This window comes from Pyxidicoccus sp. M15, from assembly GCF_056858435.1.
In genome coordinates, this window is the sequence record NZ_CM166495.1 from 9,767,937 (window position 1) to 9,787,500 (window position 19,564).

20 protein-coding genes are annotated in these 19,564 nt (G+C 70.3%); 13 read left to right on the forward strand and 7 right to left on the reverse strand.

The features are described 5' to 3' along the window. Positions 1–18: 18 nt before the first annotated feature. Together ACX9TP_RS36075 and ACX9TP_RS36080 are read right to left on the reverse strand one after the other, a co-directional pair. Positions 19–909, reverse strand: a complete 891-nt coding sequence (locus tag ACX9TP_RS36075; protein WP_482975191.1) for a type VI immunity family protein — start codon at positions 907–909, stop codon at positions 19–21. A gap of 9 nt (positions 910–918) precedes the next feature. Next, positions 919–1,743 (reverse strand): hypothetical protein, encoded by an 825-nt coding sequence (locus ACX9TP_RS36080; RefSeq protein ID WP_482975192.1) that lies wholly within the window; start codon positions 1,741–1,743, stop codon positions 919–921. Positions 1,744–1,943: 200 nt separating this feature from the next. Between ACX9TP_RS36080 and ACX9TP_RS36085 the strand changes: the two genes are divergently transcribed. Continuing rightward, positions 1,944–3,176: a hypothetical protein gene (locus ACX9TP_RS36085; RefSeq protein WP_482975193.1), complete on the forward strand. Its 1,233-nt coding sequence runs from the start codon at positions 1,944–1,946 to the stop codon at positions 3,174–3,176. A gap of 8 nt (positions 3,177–3,184) precedes the next feature. Here ACX9TP_RS36085 and ACX9TP_RS36090 read toward each other — a convergent pair whose 3' ends face one another. Further along, positions 3,185–3,988 carry a hypothetical protein gene (locus ACX9TP_RS36090; protein ID WP_482975194.1) on the reverse strand — a complete coding sequence of 268 codons (804 nt, stop codon included), beginning with the start codon at positions 3,986–3,988 and terminating at the stop codon, positions 3,185–3,187. 185 nt (positions 3,989–4,173) lie between these two features. Continuing rightward, a complete protein-coding gene (locus ACX9TP_RS36095) occupies positions 4,174–4,971 on the reverse strand; it encodes a phosphatidate phosphatase App1 family protein (RefSeq protein WP_482975195.1) in 798 nt (265 codons plus the stop codon). A 340-nt stretch (positions 4,972–5,311) separates the two neighbouring features. On the opposite strand from ACX9TP_RS36095, the gene ACX9TP_RS36100 reads away from it, so the two are divergent. The 6 genes from ACX9TP_RS36100 (at position 5,312) to ACX9TP_RS36125 (ending at position 12,421) form a co-directional block, all read left to right on the forward strand. Further along, complete coding sequence (locus ACX9TP_RS36100) at positions 5,312–7,711, forward strand: serine/threonine-protein kinase (RefSeq protein ID WP_482975196.1); 2,400 nt, start codon at positions 5,312–5,314, stop codon at positions 7,709–7,711. A gap of 90 nt (positions 7,712–7,801) precedes the next feature. Then, positions 7,802–8,014, forward strand: coding sequence for a hypothetical protein (locus tag ACX9TP_RS36105; RefSeq protein ID WP_482975197.1), 213 nt, complete (start codon positions 7,802–7,804; stop codon positions 8,012–8,014). Between the two features lie 73 nt (positions 8,015–8,087). Then, the gene (locus ACX9TP_RS36110; protein ID WP_482975198.1) at positions 8,088–9,047 is read left to right on the forward strand and encodes a CarD family transcriptional regulator; all 960 of its coding nucleotides are present in this window, start codon (positions 8,088–8,090) and stop codon (positions 9,045–9,047) included. An 80-nt stretch (positions 9,048–9,127) separates the two neighbouring features. Continuing rightward, the gene (locus ACX9TP_RS36115; RefSeq protein ID WP_163995210.1) at positions 9,128–9,640 is read left to right on the forward strand and encodes a zinc metalloprotease; all 513 of its coding nucleotides are present in this window, start codon (positions 9,128–9,130) and stop codon (positions 9,638–9,640) included. Continuing rightward, positions 9,627–10,577, forward strand: coding sequence for a hypothetical protein (locus ACX9TP_RS36120; RefSeq protein ID WP_482975199.1), 951 nt, complete (start codon positions 9,627–9,629; stop codon positions 10,575–10,577). Before ACX9TP_RS36115 ends, ACX9TP_RS36120 begins: the two co-directional genes overlap by 14 nt. After that, complete coding sequence (locus tag ACX9TP_RS36125) at positions 10,574–12,421, forward strand: glycosyltransferase family 39 protein (RefSeq protein ID WP_482975200.1); 1,848 nt, start codon at positions 10,574–10,576, stop codon at positions 12,419–12,421. The genes ACX9TP_RS36120 and ACX9TP_RS36125 overlap by 4 nt, the downstream gene beginning before the upstream one ends. 6 nt (positions 12,422–12,427) lie before the next feature. On the opposite strand, the gene ACX9TP_RS36130 is transcribed toward ACX9TP_RS36125, so the two are convergent. Beyond that, a complete protein-coding gene (locus tag ACX9TP_RS36130) occupies positions 12,428–13,315 on the reverse strand; it encodes a CPBP family intramembrane glutamic endopeptidase (RefSeq protein ID WP_482975201.1) in 888 nt (295 codons plus the stop codon). Between the two features lie 656 nt (positions 13,316–13,971). On the opposite strand from ACX9TP_RS36130, the gene ACX9TP_RS36135 reads away from it, so the two are divergent. Continuing rightward, the gene (locus tag ACX9TP_RS36135; protein WP_482982274.1) at positions 13,972–14,226 is read left to right on the forward strand and encodes a phosphodiester glycosidase family protein; all 255 of its coding nucleotides are present in this window, start codon (positions 13,972–13,974) and stop codon (positions 14,224–14,226) included. A gap of 142 nt (positions 14,227–14,368) precedes the next feature. On the opposite strand, the gene ACX9TP_RS36140 is transcribed toward ACX9TP_RS36135, so the two are convergent. Continuing rightward, a complete protein-coding gene (locus ACX9TP_RS36140; RefSeq protein ID WP_482975202.1) occupies positions 14,369–14,569 on the reverse strand; it encodes a hypothetical protein in 201 nt (66 codons plus the stop codon). 37 nt (positions 14,570–14,606) lie between these two features. Continuing rightward, positions 14,607–15,251 carry a DUF2239 family protein gene (locus tag ACX9TP_RS36145; protein ID WP_482975203.1) on the reverse strand — a complete coding sequence of 215 codons (645 nt, stop codon included), beginning with the start codon at positions 15,249–15,251 and terminating at the stop codon, positions 14,607–14,609. A 313-nt stretch (positions 15,252–15,564) separates the two neighbouring features. Here ACX9TP_RS36145 and ACX9TP_RS36150 point away from each other — a divergent pair, with 313 nt between their 5' ends. The 5 genes from ACX9TP_RS36150 (at position 15,565) to ACX9TP_RS36170 (ending at position 19,532) form a co-directional block, all read left to right on the forward strand. Continuing rightward, on the forward strand, positions 15,565–16,728 hold the full coding sequence (locus tag ACX9TP_RS36150) for a winged helix DNA-binding domain-containing protein (RefSeq protein ID WP_482975204.1): 1,164 nt from the start codon (positions 15,565–15,567) through the stop codon (positions 16,726–16,728). A gap of 84 nt (positions 16,729–16,812) precedes the next feature. Continuing rightward, positions 16,813–17,328, forward strand: coding sequence for an ankyrin repeat domain-containing protein (locus ACX9TP_RS36155; RefSeq protein WP_482975205.1), 516 nt, complete (start codon positions 16,813–16,815; stop codon positions 17,326–17,328). An 87-nt stretch (positions 17,329–17,415) separates the two neighbouring features. Continuing rightward, the gene (locus ACX9TP_RS36160) at positions 17,416–18,258 is read left to right on the forward strand and encodes a hypothetical protein (RefSeq protein ID WP_482975206.1); all 843 of its coding nucleotides are present in this window, start codon (positions 17,416–17,418) and stop codon (positions 18,256–18,258) included. Positions 18,259–18,382: 124 nt separating this feature from the next. Then, positions 18,383–18,856 (forward strand): hypothetical protein, encoded by a 474-nt coding sequence (locus ACX9TP_RS36165; RefSeq protein ID WP_482975207.1) that lies wholly within the window; start codon positions 18,383–18,385, stop codon positions 18,854–18,856. Positions 18,857–18,932: 76 nt separating this feature from the next. Then, entirely contained in the window at positions 18,933–19,532 is a 600-nt protein-coding gene (locus ACX9TP_RS36170) for a hypothetical protein (protein WP_482975208.1), read from the forward strand. Positions 19,533–19,564 lie beyond the last annotated feature (32 nt).

Sequence of the window (19,564 nt, forward strand, 5' to 3'; positions counted from 1 at the left end):
TCATGCGGGTGCGGGACTTCAGTCCAGGAAGCGGCGCTCCCAGCGGCGCATGTCCTCCGGAGTCATCCGGCCGAGCGGGCGGGTGTTTCGGTAGAGGTACGGTTCGAGGAGCCGGGCAAGCGCACGGTGGAGGGGGAGCGTTTCGCCGGATTCTGTGTCGCCGGGGTTCGGGGCTTCGCCCAGGGTGATGAGGGCGCGGTCGTTGCTGAGTTCCTGGATGGCGATGCCGGGGAGGGACAGGTGCTCCCGGAGGCCCGCGACGCCGCCGAGCTTCCCGAGCACGGGCTGGCCGAGGAAGTTCATCCAGTGGACGCCGTCGACGTGGGTGTCCATGTCGAGTTGCGGGCCCTCGCGGCTCATGTGGATTCCCGGGTAGCGCGTACGCACGAGGTCGGCACCGGCAGCAACATCCTCGAACTCGCAATACGCCAGGTCCACATAGCCGGAGTTGAAGGGAAGCGCCTCGGCTACGGCCAATGCCACTTCGCGCACGCGCTCAGGGCCCTGCTCTTCCAGAAACGATGTCGGCAGCCGCAAGTACAAGCCACTTGCGTCACGCTCTCGCCCGGGCCACGGAGAAGGAATTCGTATGCCTCTGTAGTCTACGTAAAGCCCACCGACTCCCTCGGTGGTTCCCGCGAGTCGAGGAAGGCACACCTCATCGGGGCCCAGCATCTCCCTCTTGATGGATTCCCACTGCTTCCCGTCAAGCGGATGCGTTTGAGCATCGGGATCAATGTACCAATCCAACGTAAGGGGGCTGATCCGTTCGCGGAACACCTCCAATGCCCGAACGACGTCCGTCGCAACCTGCCTGTGAGCCCGCTTCAAATAGAAGCAGATGACCAGGGCATCACTTGCCGCCTGCGCACGGAATACACTGGAGTAACGCAGTCTTGGGTATCGCATGGAACGCCCTCACCTCCGTGGCGGCTCCCAGCCGCGTTGTGGAGAAACCAGCCTGGGCCGCACCTGAAGCGCCTCGCCATAGAGGTCGTCCTGCCTATAGGTATCCCATCGACCCTTGGTGTAGCGGTGCCACATGGCCCCATTGCTCTCCGGGCAGGGGAACTTCATGTCGTAGACATGAGTGATGACGCCGCGCTCATCCATGATGACGAGGTCCGGCGCAATGGTTCCTTCCAGCCCCTTCCACCCCAGGTTCGACACAATCTGATTCACTGCCTTCGGAGAGAGGTACTCCCACTCCCCTGTTTGCTCGTTGAAACGGAAGCGGGGCTCGAACAGGTAGCGGCGGGGCAGCAGTTCCTTCAGGGCTTCGTGGAGGCAATCCCACGCCAGGTTGTGCTTGAAGGCGCCAAGGTACATGGCCCAGGTCTGCCACTCCGTCTTGGGCTCAGCGCACTGCTCCCGGCTCGGGCTCTCTCCGTCGAAGTGCTGGTCATTCGCATGTCTCTCCGCCCTGCGAACGCACTTCAAGATGGCCGCTTCGACATCGGAGCGCAGGTCCGTGGCCAGTTCCACGCCCCGGCGCTCGGCGGAACCGATGATGGGCTGGAGCGCGAGTGCAGCGGCAGCCCCCACGGACGCGATTTTCATGGGCATGGAAAAGCCCGCCTCGGTCGGACCCAAAGCCCCGGTACATTTCTGCCAGTCACCGGGGTTCTGCTTCAGACAGCACTCGGGCGTGAGGTCCCTCGGGCCGCACTTCAGCTCCCCGCCCTCCAGTGAGGACTCCGCCAGGCACCCACCCTGGAGCAGGCACAGAAGCAACAGCACCACGCCATGCCTCACGGTGGGAGTCATCGAATCGAGGGTAGCATCGGGGCCTGTCCCGCGTGTCCTCAGTTCCCGAGCCCTCCATGAGCAACGACAGCGTGCCCTCAGAACCACGAGACGCAACCACGCCCGAGCGGACGTGGTCTCGCCGTGGCGTGCTGCGCTGGTCACTGGGGCTGACATCCCTCTTTGCGGGCGGAGGTGTGGCCGCCTACAACTGGCGAGAGCAGGTGGAGAATGAAGCCCGGGCCGCGAAGTTCGCCGGAATGGCCGCCCCCTTCGTTTTCGCCGGTGCGCCCGAGGCTCGCGAAGAGGCGGATTGGGCGCTCCGATTCGACAGGCGCTACCCGCCAGGCCTGTTCCTGTTCGCGTGCATCGACCTGGAGCAGGGCCGCTGGGACCTTGTCCGCAACACCCTCGGTGTCCACGGCCTGAAGGACACTCCTGAAGCGAACCTCCTGCTCGAGCTCATCGCCCGTCGGTCAGGTGCTCCTGATTGGCGACATGCCTTCTTCGATGCGTGGAAGGCGCTCGGCGAGCCTGACTTCTCGAAGAGCCCACTGCTCCCGGAAGCCATGACCATCGGACACCTGCTCGACCTTCCCGAGCGGAACTGGGAGCAAGCCAGCGAGGCCCAGCGCCTCGCGCTGGTGGCGCTGGATGTCACGCTGGTGAAGCGGAACGCAGACCCCATCTGGCTCTTGAAGCAGCTCCGCGACACGCCCTCCGTGCCGCTACTCATGGCGCTGTACACCCAGCTCACCGCGGCCGACACAGACCCCAGCATCGCGGCGGTCCTCTTCGACGACGTGGAGAAGCGGCTCCTTCAACTCGCGGGGACCTCTCCGCCAACGCTTCAGCTCGCGCTGCTCCGTTTCCTGAAAGGCAGCACCGCCGCGATGCCCTTCCAGCGCTCGGAACTGGAGGCGCTCGAGCAGAGGGTGGCGCTTCCACGGTGGAAGGAGCCCTCGAACGGGGACTTCTTCCAGGAGATGCGCACCCTGTTCGACGGCCTGCTACGGGTTCCGGGCCATCACGCCTGGAGGTGTGTCTTTCTCGCGCAGGGCCTGTCGCTCGGGCTCCTGCTCCACCAGCGCGCCGAGGCCACCAAGGCGCAGCTCTCCGAGAACGACCAGCGGTGGATGGGACGGATGCTCTGGGACATCGGCGCACACCTGCGTGAGCAGCGCTCGCATCTGGAGATTGACCGGGGCCTGCGACTCCAGATGTTCAGCTCCGAGCTGACCCACCACGTCCCGGACATGGAGAAGGCCGTCCGACACTGGGGGGAGCTGGGAATCTGGGAGAAGGCCGTGGAGCGCGCCGCCTGCTACCGCTGGCCCATCCCCTCGTTGCAGGAAGAGTTCTACGCTGCGAGGGCCCGCGACGAAGCCGCGTGGATGACGGCCTTCGCGGGCGTGGGCACGCTGCCCTGACACACGTCTCAGCCCCCGTCCTTCGCCCCGCGAGGCGTGGGGAAGATGAAGCACAGCGTCTCGAACAGCGGCTCGCCCTTCGCGGTGTACACAGCGCCGAGCGCCCGCACCGCCTGCGCCACCTCGGTGCCGAACGAAGGCACGAGGCAGATGTCCTCCGACGTCTTGAAGCGCCCCTTCAGCAGCCCGAGCGCCCGGCGCAGCGTCACGAGGTCCTGCCGCCCGCCCCGCACCGGCACGGACGGGCCATTCGCATCCGGCCCCGGCAGCTTGCCCACGCTCGTCGTCAGCTCGAAGCCATCCGAGCGCTGGATGATGCGCAGCTTCCCCGGCGCCACCTCCTCGAGCCACGCGCGAAATCCCGCCTCGTCGCGCAGCACCACCGGGTACGCCACTGGCCCGTCCGGGTGCTTCAGCCACACCGCCTTCGCCGAGTCCCGCAGCACCATCAACAACTCGGACACCTGCACCAGGTACGTGTCCGCGTCCGGCACCAGCAACACCTCGAGGCCCTTCACCCGCTCCGCCAGGCGCGCGGCCTCCGCGGGCTTCACGGCCTCGAAGGACTCCTGCCCCAGCCGCACCTGCTCACCCGCCAATTCGAGGCGCAGCGCCTCTTCCGGCACGGCCTCACCGTAGACAGGCGCCGACTCCACGGACGGCACGGACTCGTCCCGCACCACGGCCCCCGCATCCCCGACAGGTGTCCCACGACCCGAAGCGAGCGACGGCAGCGGCTCGGGCTTCAGGGACTGCAGCGGCTCCGCGGGCTTCTCGTCGCGGCAGCCCGTGCAGACCGCGACCAGCAACACGGCACCGAGGACCCGGACCAGTCCCCCGGTCCGCGTCGCCTTCTGTCGCGGTGAAGCGCCAACGCCTCGCCCCACCACGCCCCCGAGGACACTGGCGGGCCGCGCCGCCCGCGGCCCCGCCTGTCGCCGTGGAGCTCCGCCGCGCCGCCCAGGTCGCAACGTCATCCGTGCACCTGTCCCACGCATCACGGAGGCGTCTGCTTCACGGTGGCCCCCGCGGGCGCGACGACGGGCACGGCCTTCGGGAACGCGTTGGCCACGCAGGCGGCATCCGCCAGCCCGGCCCCCGCGGCGTGCGCGGCCGCATCCCCCGAGTCCTTGAAGAGCACCATGTCCGTGAAGCGCTTCGCGTCCTCGGTGCGCCCCGCGTCGCGGATGTAGATGGCCTTCACGCGCCCGGGGAACTCGTCGCGAATCTGCGCGTACACCTCCGGGTCCTTCTCCCCCGAGTCCCCCACCAGCACCACCGGCTGGGAGAATTGCTGGAGCAGGCGGCGGATGGCGGGCTGCTTGTACCCGGACAGCGTCCCCGGGCCGAGGTCCCTCAGGTACAACCCGAAGCCCGCCGGGAAGCCGTGACGCGAAAGAAAGGTCCGGATGCGCGGCAGGTACTGGACGGGCGAGCCGCTCACCAGCGCGAAGGCCGGCGCCGACGTGCTCTTCAGGCACCCGTAGAACGCCGCCATGCCTGGCACCACCTCCTGCGTGTCCGAGTCCTTCAGCAGCGCCGACTCCATCAACTTCACCGGGCTCGTCACGTTCGTCACCGCCACGGTGTCGTCGAAGTCGGAGACGACCAGCAGCGGCGTCGAATCCGGGATGACCTCCACCGGCGCCTTCGCCTGCGCCCCCGTCACCTTCGCCTCCGCCTCGCCCGTCCCCACCTTGAAGCGCTGGCCTTCCGGCGGCCGCAGGTTCACCTCGAAGCCGCCGTCATGGCCGCTTTTCACCGTGGCCACCACGCCCTGGAAGGACACCTCCACCCGGGCGCCCTCCCAGTTGGCTGCTGTCAGCCGTCTCACATTCCGCGACAACGCGGTGCTGCCTCCCGCAGGTGCCTCTTTCAAGACCCGGCCCTGGAGGAGTACCCCCTCCGGCCGTCCAATCGTTGGAGCCAAAAGCACCGCCGGCTCCGCGGATGCGGCGGTGGATGTAGCGAGGAGTAGGACCAGCCCCAGGAGGTGAATAAGCGGTTTCAACGGAATTTTCCTATAACAGTGTTGGCCATACCCCATGATAGCCTGCCGCGAGACTCCGCGACGGCAGCGTGGAGGGCAGATGCAGGTGCTACGGCCCGGTACGCCCGAAGGAGCCGGAACGAACGTGCAGCAGCCTTCCGAAGGGCTTCATTTCGGCAAGTACAAGCTGCTCGAGCGCATCGCGACGGGCGGGATGGCGGAGATCTACCGCGCCCGGATGACCGCCGTGGCGGGCGTCACCAAGCCGGTGGTCATCAAGAAAATCCTCCCCGGCTACGCGGGCAACACCGCCTTCGTGTCCATGTTCGTCAACGAGGCGCGCATCGCCGCGGGGCTGAGCCACGGCAACATCGCCCAGGTCTTCGACTTCGGCGAGGTGGACGGCCAGTACTTCATCGCCATGGAGTTCGTGGACGGCCAGCCGCTGTCGCGCGTGCTGCGGCGCGCGCGGGAGAAGGGGCTGTACACGCTGCCGCAGCCCCTGGCGCTGCTCATCGCGGTGGAGGTGCTGGAGGGGCTGGCCTACGCGCACACCCGCCTGGACGAGCGCGGGCGCCCGCTCCACATCGTCCACCGGGACGTCAGCCCGCAGAACGTGCTCCTCGGCTACGAGGGCCAGGTGAAGCTGGTGGACTTCGGCATCGCCAAGGCCCGGCTCGCCGGCCGCAACGAGGCCGAGGACGGCGAGGTCATGGGCAAGTACGCCTACTTCGCCCCGGAGCAGGCCCGCGGCCGTGAGCTGGACGCGCGCACGGACGTCTTCGCCGCCGGCGTCATCCTCTACGAGATGCTGTGCGGCCGGCTCCCCTTCGAGGGGAAGATGACGGACGTGCTGCGCAAGGTCGCCCTGGGCGACTTCCCGCGCCCCAGGGACCTCAACCCGGACCTGCCTCCCGCGCTGGAGCGCATCCTCCTCACCGCCCTCGCGGTGGAGCGCGAGCAGCGCTACCCCACCGCCGAGGCCTTCGCGGAGGCCCTCACCCGCCACCTCCACACCGCCGCGCCGGACGTCTCGCCCCGGGCCCGGGCCCACTTCATGGGCTTCCTCTTCGAGTCCGAGCTGGTGGAGGACGGCCGTCCGGTGCTGCTGCCGCGCGAGTTCCTGGCGCAGCTGAGCCGCTGGACGCAGGGCCCCGCCGAGCGCCGCGGCTCGCGAGAGCCCACCCACCTGCGCGAGGCGCCCCCGCTCCCCGAGGCGCCGGGCACGGGCGAGCGCACCACCCAGCCCATCACCCTGGAGCCACCGTCCGAGCACGACGCGCGCGAGCCCGGCCCCACCACGCAGCCCATTGCCCTGGGGCCGGTCGAGCCCTCCGTCTACTCCACCGGGCGCATCCCCCTGGCGCTCGTCCCCACCGAGGGCCCCGCGCCGCAAGAGGTCCTGGCGCCGTCCCCGGCGAGGGGCCCCGGCCTGCCGCGCAGCGTGGTGCTGGGAGCGCCGGTGGCCCTGGCCCTGGTCGCCATGGCGGTGATGCTGCTGATGGGCAACACGGGCACCTTCTCCGTGGAGCTGAGCTCCACGCCGCCGGGCGCTACCATCCGCGTGGACGGCCGTCCCCTGCCCTCGCGCACCCCCGCCCTCATCACCCACCTGCCCGCGGACGGCGAGCACCTGCTGGAGGTGCACGTGACGGGCATGGTGCCGTGGAGCCAGACGGTGAAGGCCGAGCGCGGCACCACCCTGGCCGTCCATGCCCGCCTCCGCCCGAGGATGGCGCCCGGGACCTCGCCGCAGGGGGGCACGGCGTCGAAGCCCGTCCGCGCCCCGCCGCCGCAGGAGGCCACCATGCCCGTGGGGCGCGTCACCCTGTCCGCCGTTGGACATGCCTTCCGCGTCCCCTTCGAGTCCGCGGCGGAGGTGAAGCTGAACCCGGCCCGCACCTACGCCGTGCGCGTGGAGGGCCGCCTGTCCACGGGCGGCCCGGCGACGGTGGAGCAGGCGGGCTACTTCCTGGAGGGCACCGAGCAGCTCCCCGCCCACGAGTCCTTCGGCCTCGTGGGCCCCGAGGAGCGGCTGGTGCGCAACGCCTCCATGCTCTACGTCTTCCTGCTGGACGCGCGGAGGGAGGACAACCACGGCGCCCTCCAGGTGCGGGTGCGCGAGCGGGACAGCGGCACCGTCACCATCGTCCGGCTGGACGCGCGCGCGCACGCCCTGAAGCTGTCGCGCACGGACCGCTTCCTGCTGCGCCAGTTGGACCCGGACACCACCTATGAAGTGGTGCTGCGAGACAGCCCCGAGCCCGCGCGCACCCGGGGCTACGAGGGCGGTCCGGTGGGCCGGGTGCTCGGCCTCCATGGCACGGGCGAGGGCCCCGAGTCCGCCCCCGGCGTCCTGGAGTTGCTGGAGGTGGGCCAGCCGGTGCGGCTGCGGGGAGCGTCCTGGCTGCAGCTCTCCTTCCCGGACGACCACCTGGCCGACAACACGGGCACCCTGCTCCTCGAGGTGTCCCCCGTGGTGCCGCCCGCCCGGCCGCCTCCCGTGCGGGCTCCGGGGCGCATGTTCGAAGCCCCTACCCGCTAGTCCCCGGCGCTACAGCGGTGCAGCGACGTGTTGCAGAAAAATTGATCATCCGGGGCCGCCCCCTACCCTGGGCGCCCTGGAGGCATCACCATGAAGAAACTGGTGGCAGTGCTGGTGTTCGGGGTGGCGGTGATGGGGACGCTCGGGGTGTCCGCGCGCGTGGACGCGCAGCCGGGGAGCGTGGGGCAGGAGCCGACGGAGGCCCAGGTGGAGGCGGCGCTGGACGCGCGGCAGAAGGAGCTGTTGGGCTCCCTGCTGCGGGCCCAGACGACGGACGCACGGACGGCGGCACTTCACCGGTAAACTCGTAGCGTCCGGCGCGGCTCGGTGCTAAGCCCGGGCCTCCGCTGACGTTTACCTCGCCCGTGAGGGGGACATGCCTGAAGGGTCCGCGTCACTCCAGCTCGCGGTCGGCGACCGGGTCGTCTATCCGAACCAGGGGGTCTGCCGCGTCACCGCCATCGACGTGAAGGAGGTGGCCGGTCAGAAGCTCACCTTCGTCACGATGCGCCGCGAAGAAGACGGCGCGGTCGTCATGGTGCCATCCAACAAGGTGGTCGCCATCGGTGTGCGCAAGGTCGCTACCGCCGAGGATGTGGAGAGCATCTTCGAGTTCCTGCGCTCGGACAGCGACAAGGCCGACCTGGACTGGAAGCAGCGCGCCCGCACCAACCTGGACCGGATGACCCAGGGCGGCATCCTGGGACTGGCCGAGGTGGTCAAGGGCCTCCAGGTCCTCAGCGAGCTGCGCCCCCTGCCGACCAAGGAGCGTGAGCTCTACGACAACGCCCGGCACCTGCTGGTGATGGAGGTCGCCGCCGCGCTGGGCACCGCCGAGGTCAACGCCGAGGACTCCATCGACGTCGTCCTCTTCCCGCCCGGCCGCGAGCGCCCCAAGCGCACCGCCGCCGAGTTCGCCCGCGACGACGAGGACCTGGGCCTCGACGGCGACCTGCTGGGCCTGGACGGCGACCTCGACCTGCCGTCGGACGAGGAGCCGCCCGCCGAGCCCGCCGAGGAGGAGTCCTCCGAGGAAGGCGAGGAGGGCGAGGCCGCCGAGTCGACCGAGGAGGCCGCTCCCAAGAAGCGGGGCCGCCCGCCCAAGGCGAAGCCCGAGGCCGCCGAGGGTGGCGAGGCGCCCGCGCCCAAGAAGCGCGGCCGTCCGCCCAAGCCCAAGCCGGAGGCCACCGCCGCCGCCGGGGCCGAAGCGCCCGCGCCCAAGAAGCGCGGCCGTCCGCCCAAGCCCAAGCCGCCCGAGGCGGAGGGGGCTGCTCCCGCGGCGCCGAAGAAGCGTGGCCGCCCGCCCAAGGCGAAGCCGTCCGAGGGCGAGGACTGATAACCGACGGGCCCATCCGGGGCGGGTGCGCACAGCTCGCCCCGCCCACCGTGAGGGCCCTCCCTCCGAGGTGACGCACCGTGATTCGCGTCTGGACGTTGGACTCCTTCGACGACAAGCAGCTCGCGAAGTTCAACCGCACGCTCTACACGGCGTTCGGCGTGGGCAGCGAGCACTCCGGCAGCGCCGAAGTCCCCGCCGGCATGCCCGAGCCGCTGGATGCGGAGAAGCTGCTCCAGGAGGTGAAGGGCATCCGTTCGTACAAGGATGACAAGGTGCTGCTGCTCACCACGCGCAAGCTGAAGGAGCGCGAGCTGCCCAGCGGCGTGGCGCCGACGTCCGGCTTCGCGTGGCACGGCAAGGACCGCGCGGTCCTCAGCATCGCCCCCCACAAGGACCTGGAGACCGGCTTCAAGCCCGTGGCCCGCCACGCGCTCCACCAGCTGGGGCACCTGTGGGAGCTGCACCACTGCCTGGACCCGCGGTGCTCGATGTACCCGCCATGGACGCCATCGTTCGCCCAGGGCGAGCCCATCTTCTGCACCTTCTGCCGGGAAAAGAGCGAGCAGAAGATCCGCCTTGCGAAGTCCTAGCTTCCTTCGTGCGCTGCCCCTCGTGGAGCTGGGGGGCCTGGTGCTCGTCGCGCTCCTCTGCCTCGTCTTCCACCTGCGGCTGCCGGGGCGCCTTCCGTCGGAAGGTGACTACCGGAAGGTGGCGGAGCGCCTGAAGGCCGAGGCCCGCCCCGGCGACGCGGTGCTCCTGTTCCCCTGGTGGACGGAGCGCGCGCGCCTCTTCGTCCCGCCCGACGTGCCGGTGTACGGCTACCTGGGCTCGGACCGGGATGACCTCTCGGCGCACCCGCGCATCTGGGTGCTGGGCCAGCCGGAGCTGCCGCGCTCGGACGAGGACGGCTTCCTCGCCGCCTTCCTGCCCGAGCGCCGCGCGGTGGGCACGCCAGCGCAGGAGGGGCCGCTGTCGCTGGCGCTCTACGAGAATGGCCGCTACCGGCCCCGCCGCTTCACGGCCACGGACGCGGCTGCGAAGGCGCGCGTGTACCTGGAAGCGCCGGACGGCACGCGCCGCGCCTGTCCCTTCGACGGGCGGACGCACCGCTGCCCCGGCCCCAACTACCTGTACGTCGCGCCGGAGTGGCACGAGCTGTTCTACGAGCCGCGCCGCTGCCTGTGGATGCACGCGCCGGGCGGCAAGCAGCGCCTGGTGGCGGAGTTCGACGGCATCCCCGGCGGCGTAGGCCTGCGGCTGGAGGGCGGCATCATCTGGGAGCAGGCGTACCTCAAGGACGCGCGGCTCACCCCGGCGTACCTGGGCGTGGACGATGCGCGAAGCGGCGTGCGGCTGCTGGAGGTGGTGGTGCCGCCAGGGCTGGAGGGCGTGCAGAAGGCCGAGGTCCGGCTGCCCGAGGGCGAGCCGCGCACGGTGAAGGTCTGGGTGCAGTCGGACAACGCGGACCGGCGGCAGGTGTGCCTGGACGTGCTCGCGGTGGAGCCCGCGGTGGGGGTGCGGGGATGATGGGCCGGGCTCCCACGCGAGACGAGAAGCTGCTGGCCTGGGCGCTGTGGGTGCTGGCCTTCGTGGCGCTGCTCCTGACGGAGTCCGCGGTGGGCTTCACGCGCGACGAGAGCGTCTACTTCGCGGCGGCGGAGGGCTACGCGAGCTGGTTCCCGCTGCTCTTCCGCTCCCCCGCGCAGGCCTTCACGGACGCGGCCATCGTCCGCGCGTGGGACTACAACCACGAGCACCCGGCGCTGATGAAGACGCTGTTCGGGCTGAGCCACCTGCTCTTCCACGACACGCTGGAGTGGACGCGCTCGGCCACGGCGTTCCGGCTGCCAGCCTTCGCCTTCGCCGCGCTGATTCCGGCGCTGAGCTTCCTCTTCGGCAGCGCGCTGTACGGGCGCACCGCGGGGCTGTTCGCCGCGCTCGCCTTCATGCTGGTGCCGCGGCAGTACTTCAACTCCGAGCTGGCGTGCTTCGACGTGCCGGTGGCGGCCATGTGGCTGCTCGTCGTGTACTGCTTCTGGCGCGCACTGGAGGACGCGAGGTGGGGCGTGTGGTGCGGCGTGGCCTTCGGCCTGGCCATCGCCACCAAGCACAACGCGCTCTTCCTGCCCTTCGTGCTGACGCCCTTCGCGCTGTGGCGCGCGTGGACGGCGAGCGGGGGCAAGCCCGAGGCGCGCACCTGGCTCTGGCGCTTCGTGGGGCTGTTCGCGGCGGTGGCCGTGCTCTACGGGTGGCTGCTGGTGTCGCTGGGCGGGGGCGAGGACTTCCAGAAGAAGTTCCTGCTGCTCAGCCCGCACACGCTGCTCTTCGTCGGGCTGGCGGCCGGGGGCGTGTGGGTGCTCAACGGCCTGAGGAAGGTAGACGGGCCGGTGACGCGAGCGCTGGTGCCGGTGCTGGCCATGGCGGTGCTGGGGCCGGTCATCTTCTATCTCCACTGGCCGTACCTCTGGCACGAGCCGGTGGAGCGCACGGCGTGGTACCTGGCCTTCCACGCGAAGCACAACCACTACGCCTGGTTCTACCTGGGGACGCTGCTGCGCGAGCCGCCCTTCCCGCTGAGCTACGTGGTGGTGAAGACGGCGCTGACGGTGCCCACCAGCCTCTTCGTGCCCATGGTGACGGGGCTGGGAGCGCTGGCGGCGCGGGCGGTGCTGGGGCTCTTCGCGCGGACGCGCGCGTGGGTGGAGCGGCCGGTGACGCTGACCGAGGCGCTCGTCGGCGTGAATGCGGTGACGTCCATCCTCATCATCAGCCACCCACACGTTCCACACTTCGGCGGGGTGAAGCACTGGTTCCCGTCCATGGTGTTCCTGGGCATCCTCGCGGGCGCGGCGGTGGCGCGCGGCTGCGCGGCGCTGTGGGACGTGCTCAAGGCGAAGCGCACCACCCTTCCCTTCACGGCGGTGGCGGTGCCGGTGTTCGTCGTGCTGCTGGCGCCGGCGCTGGTGTACTCGGCGCGCGTGTTCCCGTACGGGACGGCGGCGTACTCGGAGCTGACGGGCGGGCTGCCGGGCGCGGCCACGCTGGGGATGCAGCGGCAGTTCTGGTCCAGCCACGTGACGGGCGTGCTGCCGTGGATCAACGCGCACGCGAAGCCGGGGGCGCGGTTGTTCCTGCACGAGGTGCACCACGGCTCGTTCCGCGACTACCAGCGCAACGGCATGCTGCGGAACGACTTGCGCGCGGTGGGCAGCCCCTTCGACGCGGACATCGTCGCGTACCAGTACCACCAGGAGTTCCGTGAGCAGGAGTTTCAGACCTGGCAGGCCTTCGGCACGCGCACGCCGGTGACGGGGCTCTACCTGGACGAGACGCCGCAGGTCATCGTCTACGTCCGGCCCGAGGGGCGGTAGGCCCGCCTACCCCGAAGCTGGAATGCGCAGTGGTGCGTGCGTGGGCGCTTCCACGTGGGCCCGGGTTCCCTTCCAGCACGCCAGCCCCACCACGACCAGGGCGAGAACCCCGACGCTGACGGCGGACGCCTCCAGGCCGAAGTCACCGCCCGTCAACCAGACGGGCCTGCCGTGGAACACCGGCGTCCACAAGCCGTTGGAAGCGTTTCCGCTCACGCCGAAGCCCAGGCCCCCCTGCATCCAGTTCCATCCCATGTGCACACCCACGGGGAGGGCCAGGCTGCCCGTTCGCAGATAGCAGAGGCCCAGCATCCACCCCGCCAGGAAGATGTTGAGCATCGCCACGGCGATGACGCGTCCCTCCATGTCCGGGCCGAAGGGGTGCGCGAGGGCGAAGAGCGTGGCGAACAGGAACTGGGCCCACCGTGGCCCCATGCCGCGGACCGTGCGTTGGAATGCATAGCCGTGGAACACGGTCTCCTCGAAGAGCGCGACGGCCAGCATCGTCCACGCGCCCTTCATGAGACTCGATGCCGCGCCATCCGGCGCCCGCACGAAGTGGAAGCCGTCGAGCAGCCAGACGACGAAGGCCACCAGCCCCACCAGGAGGGCCCCTCCGACGAGGCCGAGCCCGAAGTCACGACCCGCGCGCCGATGGAGCGCGAAGCCCTGCGCGACGAGGGGCGTGCGCTCCAGCCGCGCGCAAATCCATGAGGGGATGAGCGCGCCCAGGAACGCGACGAGAGGCTCCGGCACGAAGGGCCGCACGGCATCCGGCAAAGCCCTGCGCAGGAGGATGAGGCCCAGCACGAAGAGGGCCGTCATGGCGAAATAGCCCAGCACCTTCCAGCCGTTGCGCAGGCGGTTCTCGGCATTGATGAAGACGGTCTTCATGGTGGGTTGCTCCGATGCGGGGTGGCCGTCGCGGGCTCTGTTCGTCCGTACGGCCAGAGCGCGTCCGTCATTTCGTGCTATTTCACAGCGCTTATATATAAGTCCTTATACGAAGCGGACAGGGACTTCTGGACGACTGACGGAGGGAAGCCCGTTTCACTCTGCTCGGGCGGGAATGGGCCCCCTCATCCTCGCTGGCGCCGGTGTCCTGCTCGCCCTGGGCCTCACGGCGCTGCGCCGCTGGCGGGTCCGACGGTGGCTGCGGTGGACCTGTGGGCTTCTGCTGCTGGTTCCAGCCCTCGCCGGCTGCATCGGAGGTGGGTACTGGACCTGGTTCACACACCGAGGTCCCCCGGAGCCCGAGCACGAGGTGTGATTCGAGGGCGTCGAGTACACGCTCGAGGTGCGCGTGTCCCCGCGAGCGATGGGGGCCCACGTCGTCCGGGTGGACCTGGAGGCACCGGACATCGACTTCCTCGTGACGCTGGCGGAGCCCACCGACGCGGGAGAGCCGGTGCACGTCGTGGGGCTCGCGGCCTCGCGCGGCGTGCTCTACGGCGAGGCGTCGAAAGGCACCGTCACCCTCTACCTGTCACGCGAGCGGCGCGCCCACTTCGGCGCGCCGCCTCCGGAGGTCTGGCACGCCATCCTCCGGGCTGGGCTACGTCGTCCAGGACGGGCGGCGGACCTCGCTCGAAGGCACGCCCGTCGGCGATGCGCCCTACCCGCGCACGGCCATCGGCGTCGACGCCAGCGGGCGCTACCTGCTGCTGGCGGTGGTGGACGGCAAGCAGCGCGGCTACAGCCAGGGGACCACGCTGACGGAAGTCGCCGACCTGATGCTGAAGCACGGCGCACAGGCGGCCATCCAGCGGGACGGCGGCGGCTCCGACGAGCGCATGACCTGGTGACAACGCGCGTCCCCGGTGGGCCCGGTTGCGCGCAGCCATCAGCAACCTGCATTCATGGACGGCTCCGAATCGCTCCGCCTCGACACCGAAGCCACCGGCGGACACCTCAAGTGGAGCAGCCTCGGCCACTCGCGAAGCAAGCTCACGGCGAAGACTTCGGCCGCGCACCGGCACGACGGCGCTCACGCGGCGCGGTGGAAGCGCGCACCTTCCGGGCGGGGAGCGGACGCCGGGAGTCCTTCGCCCCGGCCTTGCCATCCGCGACGGTGAGACGCCTGGGTTTGACGGGACGGCTCGCCCAGGCCAGGGGCACGGGCAGGAAGTACAGCAGGAAGATGTCCACGACGGAGTCCTCGGGAGCGTGCGGAGGTGCAACACCGCTAGGGGGTGGCATGTGTCACTTCGGCCTCGTCGCGGATGGCGATGGCGACCAGCCTGCGGACGTGCTCGCGGACGTCCCCCGGCCACGCCTGGGTGAGCTGGTCGAAGCGCTCCTGGTTCCGGGCGTAGAAGGCGCGAGACGCCTCCTCGAAGCCAGGAAGGTCTCCAGCCACGGCGAGCATGAAGCGGCCCGCCGCCTCCTGTGACTTCCGGACCCGCTCGCGCCCCTGCCCTTCACGCATCTCGTTCTCGACGAGCTTGCGCAGCGCCGCGGACGCGCCGCTCGGCTGCGCGTTGAGCCACTCCCAGTGGCGAGGCAGGAGCGAGACTTCACGGGAAACGACGCCCAGCTTCGGCCGCCCCGGCCCGCTCCTGCGCGGCTCCTCCGCGTCCTCTCTGGAGACAGCGGCCCGAGCGCGCCGCGCTTCGAGCCCGCGCAGCACGTCCTCGCGAGTCCCGCGCAGGTCCGGATGGACGGGCAGGCCCGTCGCGTCCTCATAGATGACGACCGGCACCGTCTCTCCGCCGTCGACCCACGCCTTCACCTTCAGCGCGACCGCCTCCAGCCCTCCCGAGGCAATGCAGCGCGGCCCTGCGAACGCCGTGTACCCGCCCTCTTCCCCCACTGACTTCTCCTGATGCACGCGGCCTCCTCACTTCGGTGCACAGGTTATTACCCGGGTAATATCCACCCGTCAATATCACCCGGGTAAAAACACCCGAAGCGTGGGCTGGCAGGCATCGCCCGGGGTGTCCGACATACCTGACACAAGGCTGTCATCCCCGAGGCCCAAGGTAGCGCCGCGCCCTCGAAAGGGAGCGCCCACCCAAGCCCGGTACGAGGCCGACATGCTCTCCTTCTTCTTCCCGCTCCTGCCCATCGGCTTCCCCACTAGCGTCGCCTCCAGGGGTTCCAGCGCGGCGCGCTCCGTGGCATCGGCGGAAGGCGCGAGGAGGATGATGCCCACCCAAAAGCCCATGGCCGCGGTCGCCCGTCGCGGAGGAAGCCGCCCGGCACAGGTGCTCAGCCAGCGCGCCCTCAACCGCGCCCTGCTCGAACGGCAGATGCTGCTGCGCCGCTCGAAGCTGCCGGTGCTGAAGGCCGTGGAGCACCTCGTGGGACTCCAGGCCCAGGCGCAGAACGCGCCGTATTACGGCCTGTGGACGCGGCTGCAGGGCTTCCGCCAGGAGGAACTGTCCACACTGCTCATCGACAAGCAGGTGGTGCGCCTCGTCCTGATGCGCGGGACGCTCCACCTCGTCACCGGCCGAGACGCACGGATGCTGCGCCCGCTGGTGCAGCCCATGCTGGAGCGCACCCTCAAGACGGGCAGCGCGCATGCACGGAAGCTCGTGGGCCTCGACTTGGAGGCACTCGTGGCGGCGGGGCGGGCGCACGTCGACGCGCAGCCGCTCACGTACACGGAGCTCGGCGCACGGCTCGCGGAGCGCTGGCCCGACCGCGCCCCCACGGCCCTCGCACAGGCCATCCGCATCCTGACGCCGCTGGTCCAGGTGCCACCGCGTGGCATCTGGGGCTCCGGTGGACAGGCCCGCTGCACCACCGTCGAGTCCTGGCTCGGACAGCCGCTCGACTCCGCGCCGTCGGTGGATGACCTGGTGCTGCGCTACCTCGCCGCCTTCGGCCCGGCCTCCGTCATGGACGTGCAGGCCTGGTCCGGACTCACGAAGCTGGGGGAAGTGGTCGAGCGGCTCCGCCCCGGCCTGCGCACCTTCCGCGACGAGCAGGGCCGCGAGCTGTTCGACCTGCCCGATGCGCCCAGGCCCGACGCGGAGACGCCCGCGCCGGTGCGCTTCCTGCCCGAGTTCGACAACCTGCTCCTGTCCCACGCGGACCGTACGCGCGTCATCTCCGACGAGGACCGCAAGCGCATCATCACCCCGAATGGCCTGGTGCCCGGCTCCCTCCTCGTGGATGGCTTCTTCCGCGGCACCTGGAAGCTCCAGCAGGACCGGGGCAGCGCCACCCTGATCATCGAGCCCTTCAAGCGGCTGTCCTCCCGCGAGCGCGCGGAGGTGACAGACGAAGGTGAGAGGCTGCTCACCTTCGCCGCCGCCGATGCATCGCGCCGAGAGCTCCAGTTCATCCGTCCGGGGTGAACATCTGGGGCCGGGGAGGGTGGCTCCCTCGGCTAGACTCCTGCTGGAGTGCACCTCTCCTCCGCGCCCCCCAGGAGTCCGCCCATGCCCCCTCCCTCCGACGACATCGACCCTCGAGCGCTCGCGGCCGCCCGCGAGGCCTTCAATCTCGCGCGCCAGGGCCACACCGATGCCCTCCGCCAGCTGCTCGACGCGGGGCTGCCGGTGAACCTCACCAACGAGGACGGCAACACGCTCCTGATGCTCGCCGCGTACTCGGGTCAGGCCGACGTGGCGAAGCTGCTGCTCTCGCGCGGCGCGGATGCCACGCGCGCCAACGACAAGGGACAGACGCCGCTGGCCGGCGCCGCCTTCAAGGGCGACGTGCCCATGGTGGAGCTGCTGCTCGACGGCGGCGCGCCGGTGGACGGCGCCGGGCCGGATGGGCGCACCGCGCTCATGTTCGCGGCCATGTTCGACCGGCTCGAAGTGCTGGACGTGTTGCTCGCTCGCGGCGCGGACCCCGAGCGGCAGGACGCCAGCGGCAACACCGCGCTGATTGCGGCGGTGATGATGGGTGCACCGCGCGCGGTCGCCCGGCTCGACGCGCTGGCGAAGTAGGGCGTGCCGCCCCGGTTGACACCCTGGGTGTCCTTCGCATTCCATGAGAGCATGCGAAACCACTTTTCCTTGATTTTCACCTTTGCCTTGACCTCCGCCGCGTGCGGTGGCCAGGAGGCAACCGACAACGCGGTGTCCGCGGAGGGCCTCGCCACGCAGGAGCAGGCCGCGTACTCGGGCGTGAATGGCACGTACTGCCTGGAGAGCCCGTACAACTGCAAGCTGCAGGACCCGGGTGGCAACCGCGTCCCCACCAACGACCCGGCCGACGACAACTGGGGCCTGGTGACGGGCGTCCCCATCCGCAACGGCAACGGCACGGTGGTGGGCACGAACACCCGCACGAGCGCCGCGTTCAACTACGGCCAGACGCGCACCTTCGCGAACGAGCTGCACGCCTTCGCGGTGTCCACCTCCAACTCCAGCGCGGGCTGGCTGCCCATGTCCGCCATCCTGGGGCGGACGTCCTTCGAGCAGAAGGTCGGCCACGTCTCGGCGCTGGGCGCGGGCCTGGCGAAGATGGCCTGCTACGCCGTGCGCAACTGGCATGACCCGGCGCTCGAGGTGAAGAAGGTGGTCTACGACACCACGTCGGCCAACGAGCGCGCGGGCGACTACCTGCCGCTGGTGCGCGCCAACGGGCTGCGCTCGGTCAACCTCATCTTCAACGTGCCGGGCATGGCCCTGGGTGGCCCCGCCATCGACCACTTCCCCGCGGGCACGAAGTTCCAGCGCCTGGACGTGCCCACCGACAACGGCGCGCCGTCCATCGACATCCCGCTCTGGGTGCAGGACAGCGTGGGCCGCTACCGCACGCAGTCGGGGACGATGAAGTTCATCTACGGCTACATCATCGCCGCCACCACCGGCACCAAGCGCAACGGCTGGATGGCCTACGACGCGCTCGAGGTCAGCTCCGGCTGCCCGTGAGCTCCTGAAGCACCGGCCCCGCCCGGGCGTCACACTCCGGGCGGGCCTCCAGTCGGTGATGACACAGAGCATTGCGGAGATGGCGACACGGCCATCTCCATTCCCCCGGGACACGATGCCCCCCATGCGCCCTTCCCTGCTGCTGTGCTCCCTCCTGCTGTGCCTCGGCTGTGCGCGCTCGGTGGAGCCCATGAGCCGGCCGGACGGCGCGGCGTCGCCCGAGAGCGGTGGCCCCGCCTCCCCGGCACCGGCACAAGGCCCGGACGCGGCGACCACCGCCAGCGGCGACAGCCCGGCGGCCGTGCTCACGGACGGCGGCCCCACGGGCCCGTCCCCCACCGCCCAGGCAGCCCAGTGCCGGAGCGACGCGGACTGCGCCATCACCCTGGTGCCCGAAGGCGAGTGCTGCGCGCGGCTGTGCACCGGCCGCGCGGTGACGGTGGCGGAGGAGCGGGCCATCGACGTGCGCGAGCGCGAGTGCCAGGAGCGCGGTGAGCGCTGCATCATTCCCCCGTGTGCGCCCCCCAGGACGCGCTCGGTGCCGGTGTGCACAAGCGGTCGTTGTGGTGTCCGGGAAGTGCCACGCGAGCAACCATGACCTCCCCCAAGTCCCAGGCTCCGAAGTAGGCTGGCCGCGCAGACGGTGGTTCTTCCACGCCCCTCGGGAGGGACACATGAAGCGCTGGAGCGCGGTGTTGGCGGTGACGGCAGTGTTGGCGCTGGGTGGGAGCTGTGACGGGAAGAAGTCGGACCGGCCCGCTCGCGCGCAGCTTCGGAAGACAGGTGCGGCCACGGTGGAGGTCATCCCCTCGGAGGGACAGCTCCCCTATTGCATGCTCTACACGGTGTCGGAGAAGGGCATCATCCGTCAGCTCACGCTGACCCGGGAGAACCGCTCCATCCGGTGCGACCCGAACAGGCCCGTGGCCAACACGAGCTTCCGCATCCCCGTCCAGGAGGGGAAGGTGCGGATGTACATCTTCTTCTCCGACGACCGCGTCCCCGCGGGCCCGGTGGCGCAGCAGCTCTACGACTTGCGCGGCCAGGAGCGCATCAATGCCATGGACCTGCGCCTGCCCGGGCGTGTGTTCGTGGAGACGCTGGAGTTCACCCCCGAGGAGTCCGCCCCACCCGTGACGGGCGCGGTGGTGGGCTCGCACGGCGAGGTGGATGCCGGCACGTCCAACGGCAATGGCAACGGCACGGGCGGCGCCCCGGTGCTCCCGGATGGCGGCACCCTGGGTGGGCCGGGCGCCTCCGACGAGTCGCCCTGAAGCCTCCGGGGGAGGCGCTCGGCCTCCCCCGG

Excerpts from the sequence above, each read along its gene's own strand:
- ACX9TP_RS36165 (WP_482975207.1), top strand. The coding sequence starts at position 18,383 with ATGCGCCCTTCCCTGCTGCTGTGCTCCCTCCTGCTGTGCCTCGGCTGT.
- ACX9TP_RS36075 (WP_482975191.1), bottom strand. The coding sequence starts at position 909 with ATGCGATACCCAAGACTGCGTTACTCCAGTGTATTCCGTGCGCAGGCG.
- ACX9TP_RS36105 (WP_482975197.1), top strand. The coding sequence starts at position 7,802 with ATGAAGAAACTGGTGGCAGTGCTGGTGTTCGGGGTGGCGGTGATGGGG.
- ACX9TP_RS36155 (WP_482975205.1), top strand. The coding sequence starts at position 16,813 with ATGCCCCCTCCCTCCGACGACATCGACCCTCGAGCGCTCGCGGCCGCC.
- ACX9TP_RS36150 (WP_482975204.1), top strand. The coding sequence starts at position 15,565 with ATGATGCCCACCCAAAAGCCCATGGCCGCGGTCGCCCGTCGCGGAGGA.
- ACX9TP_RS36125 (WP_482975200.1), top strand. The coding sequence starts at position 10,574 with ATGATGGGCCGGGCTCCCACGCGAGACGAGAAGCTGCTGGCCTGGGCG.
- ACX9TP_RS36170 (WP_482975208.1), top strand. The coding sequence starts at position 18,933 with ATGAAGCGCTGGAGCGCGGTGTTGGCGGTGACGGCAGTGTTGGCGCTG.
- ACX9TP_RS36130 (WP_482975201.1), bottom strand. The coding sequence starts at position 13,315 with ATGAAGACCGTCTTCATCAATGCCGAGAACCGCCTGCGCAACGGCTGG.
- ACX9TP_RS36110 (WP_482975198.1), top strand. The coding sequence starts at position 8,088 with ATGCCTGAAGGGTCCGCGTCACTCCAGCTCGCGGTCGGCGACCGGGTC.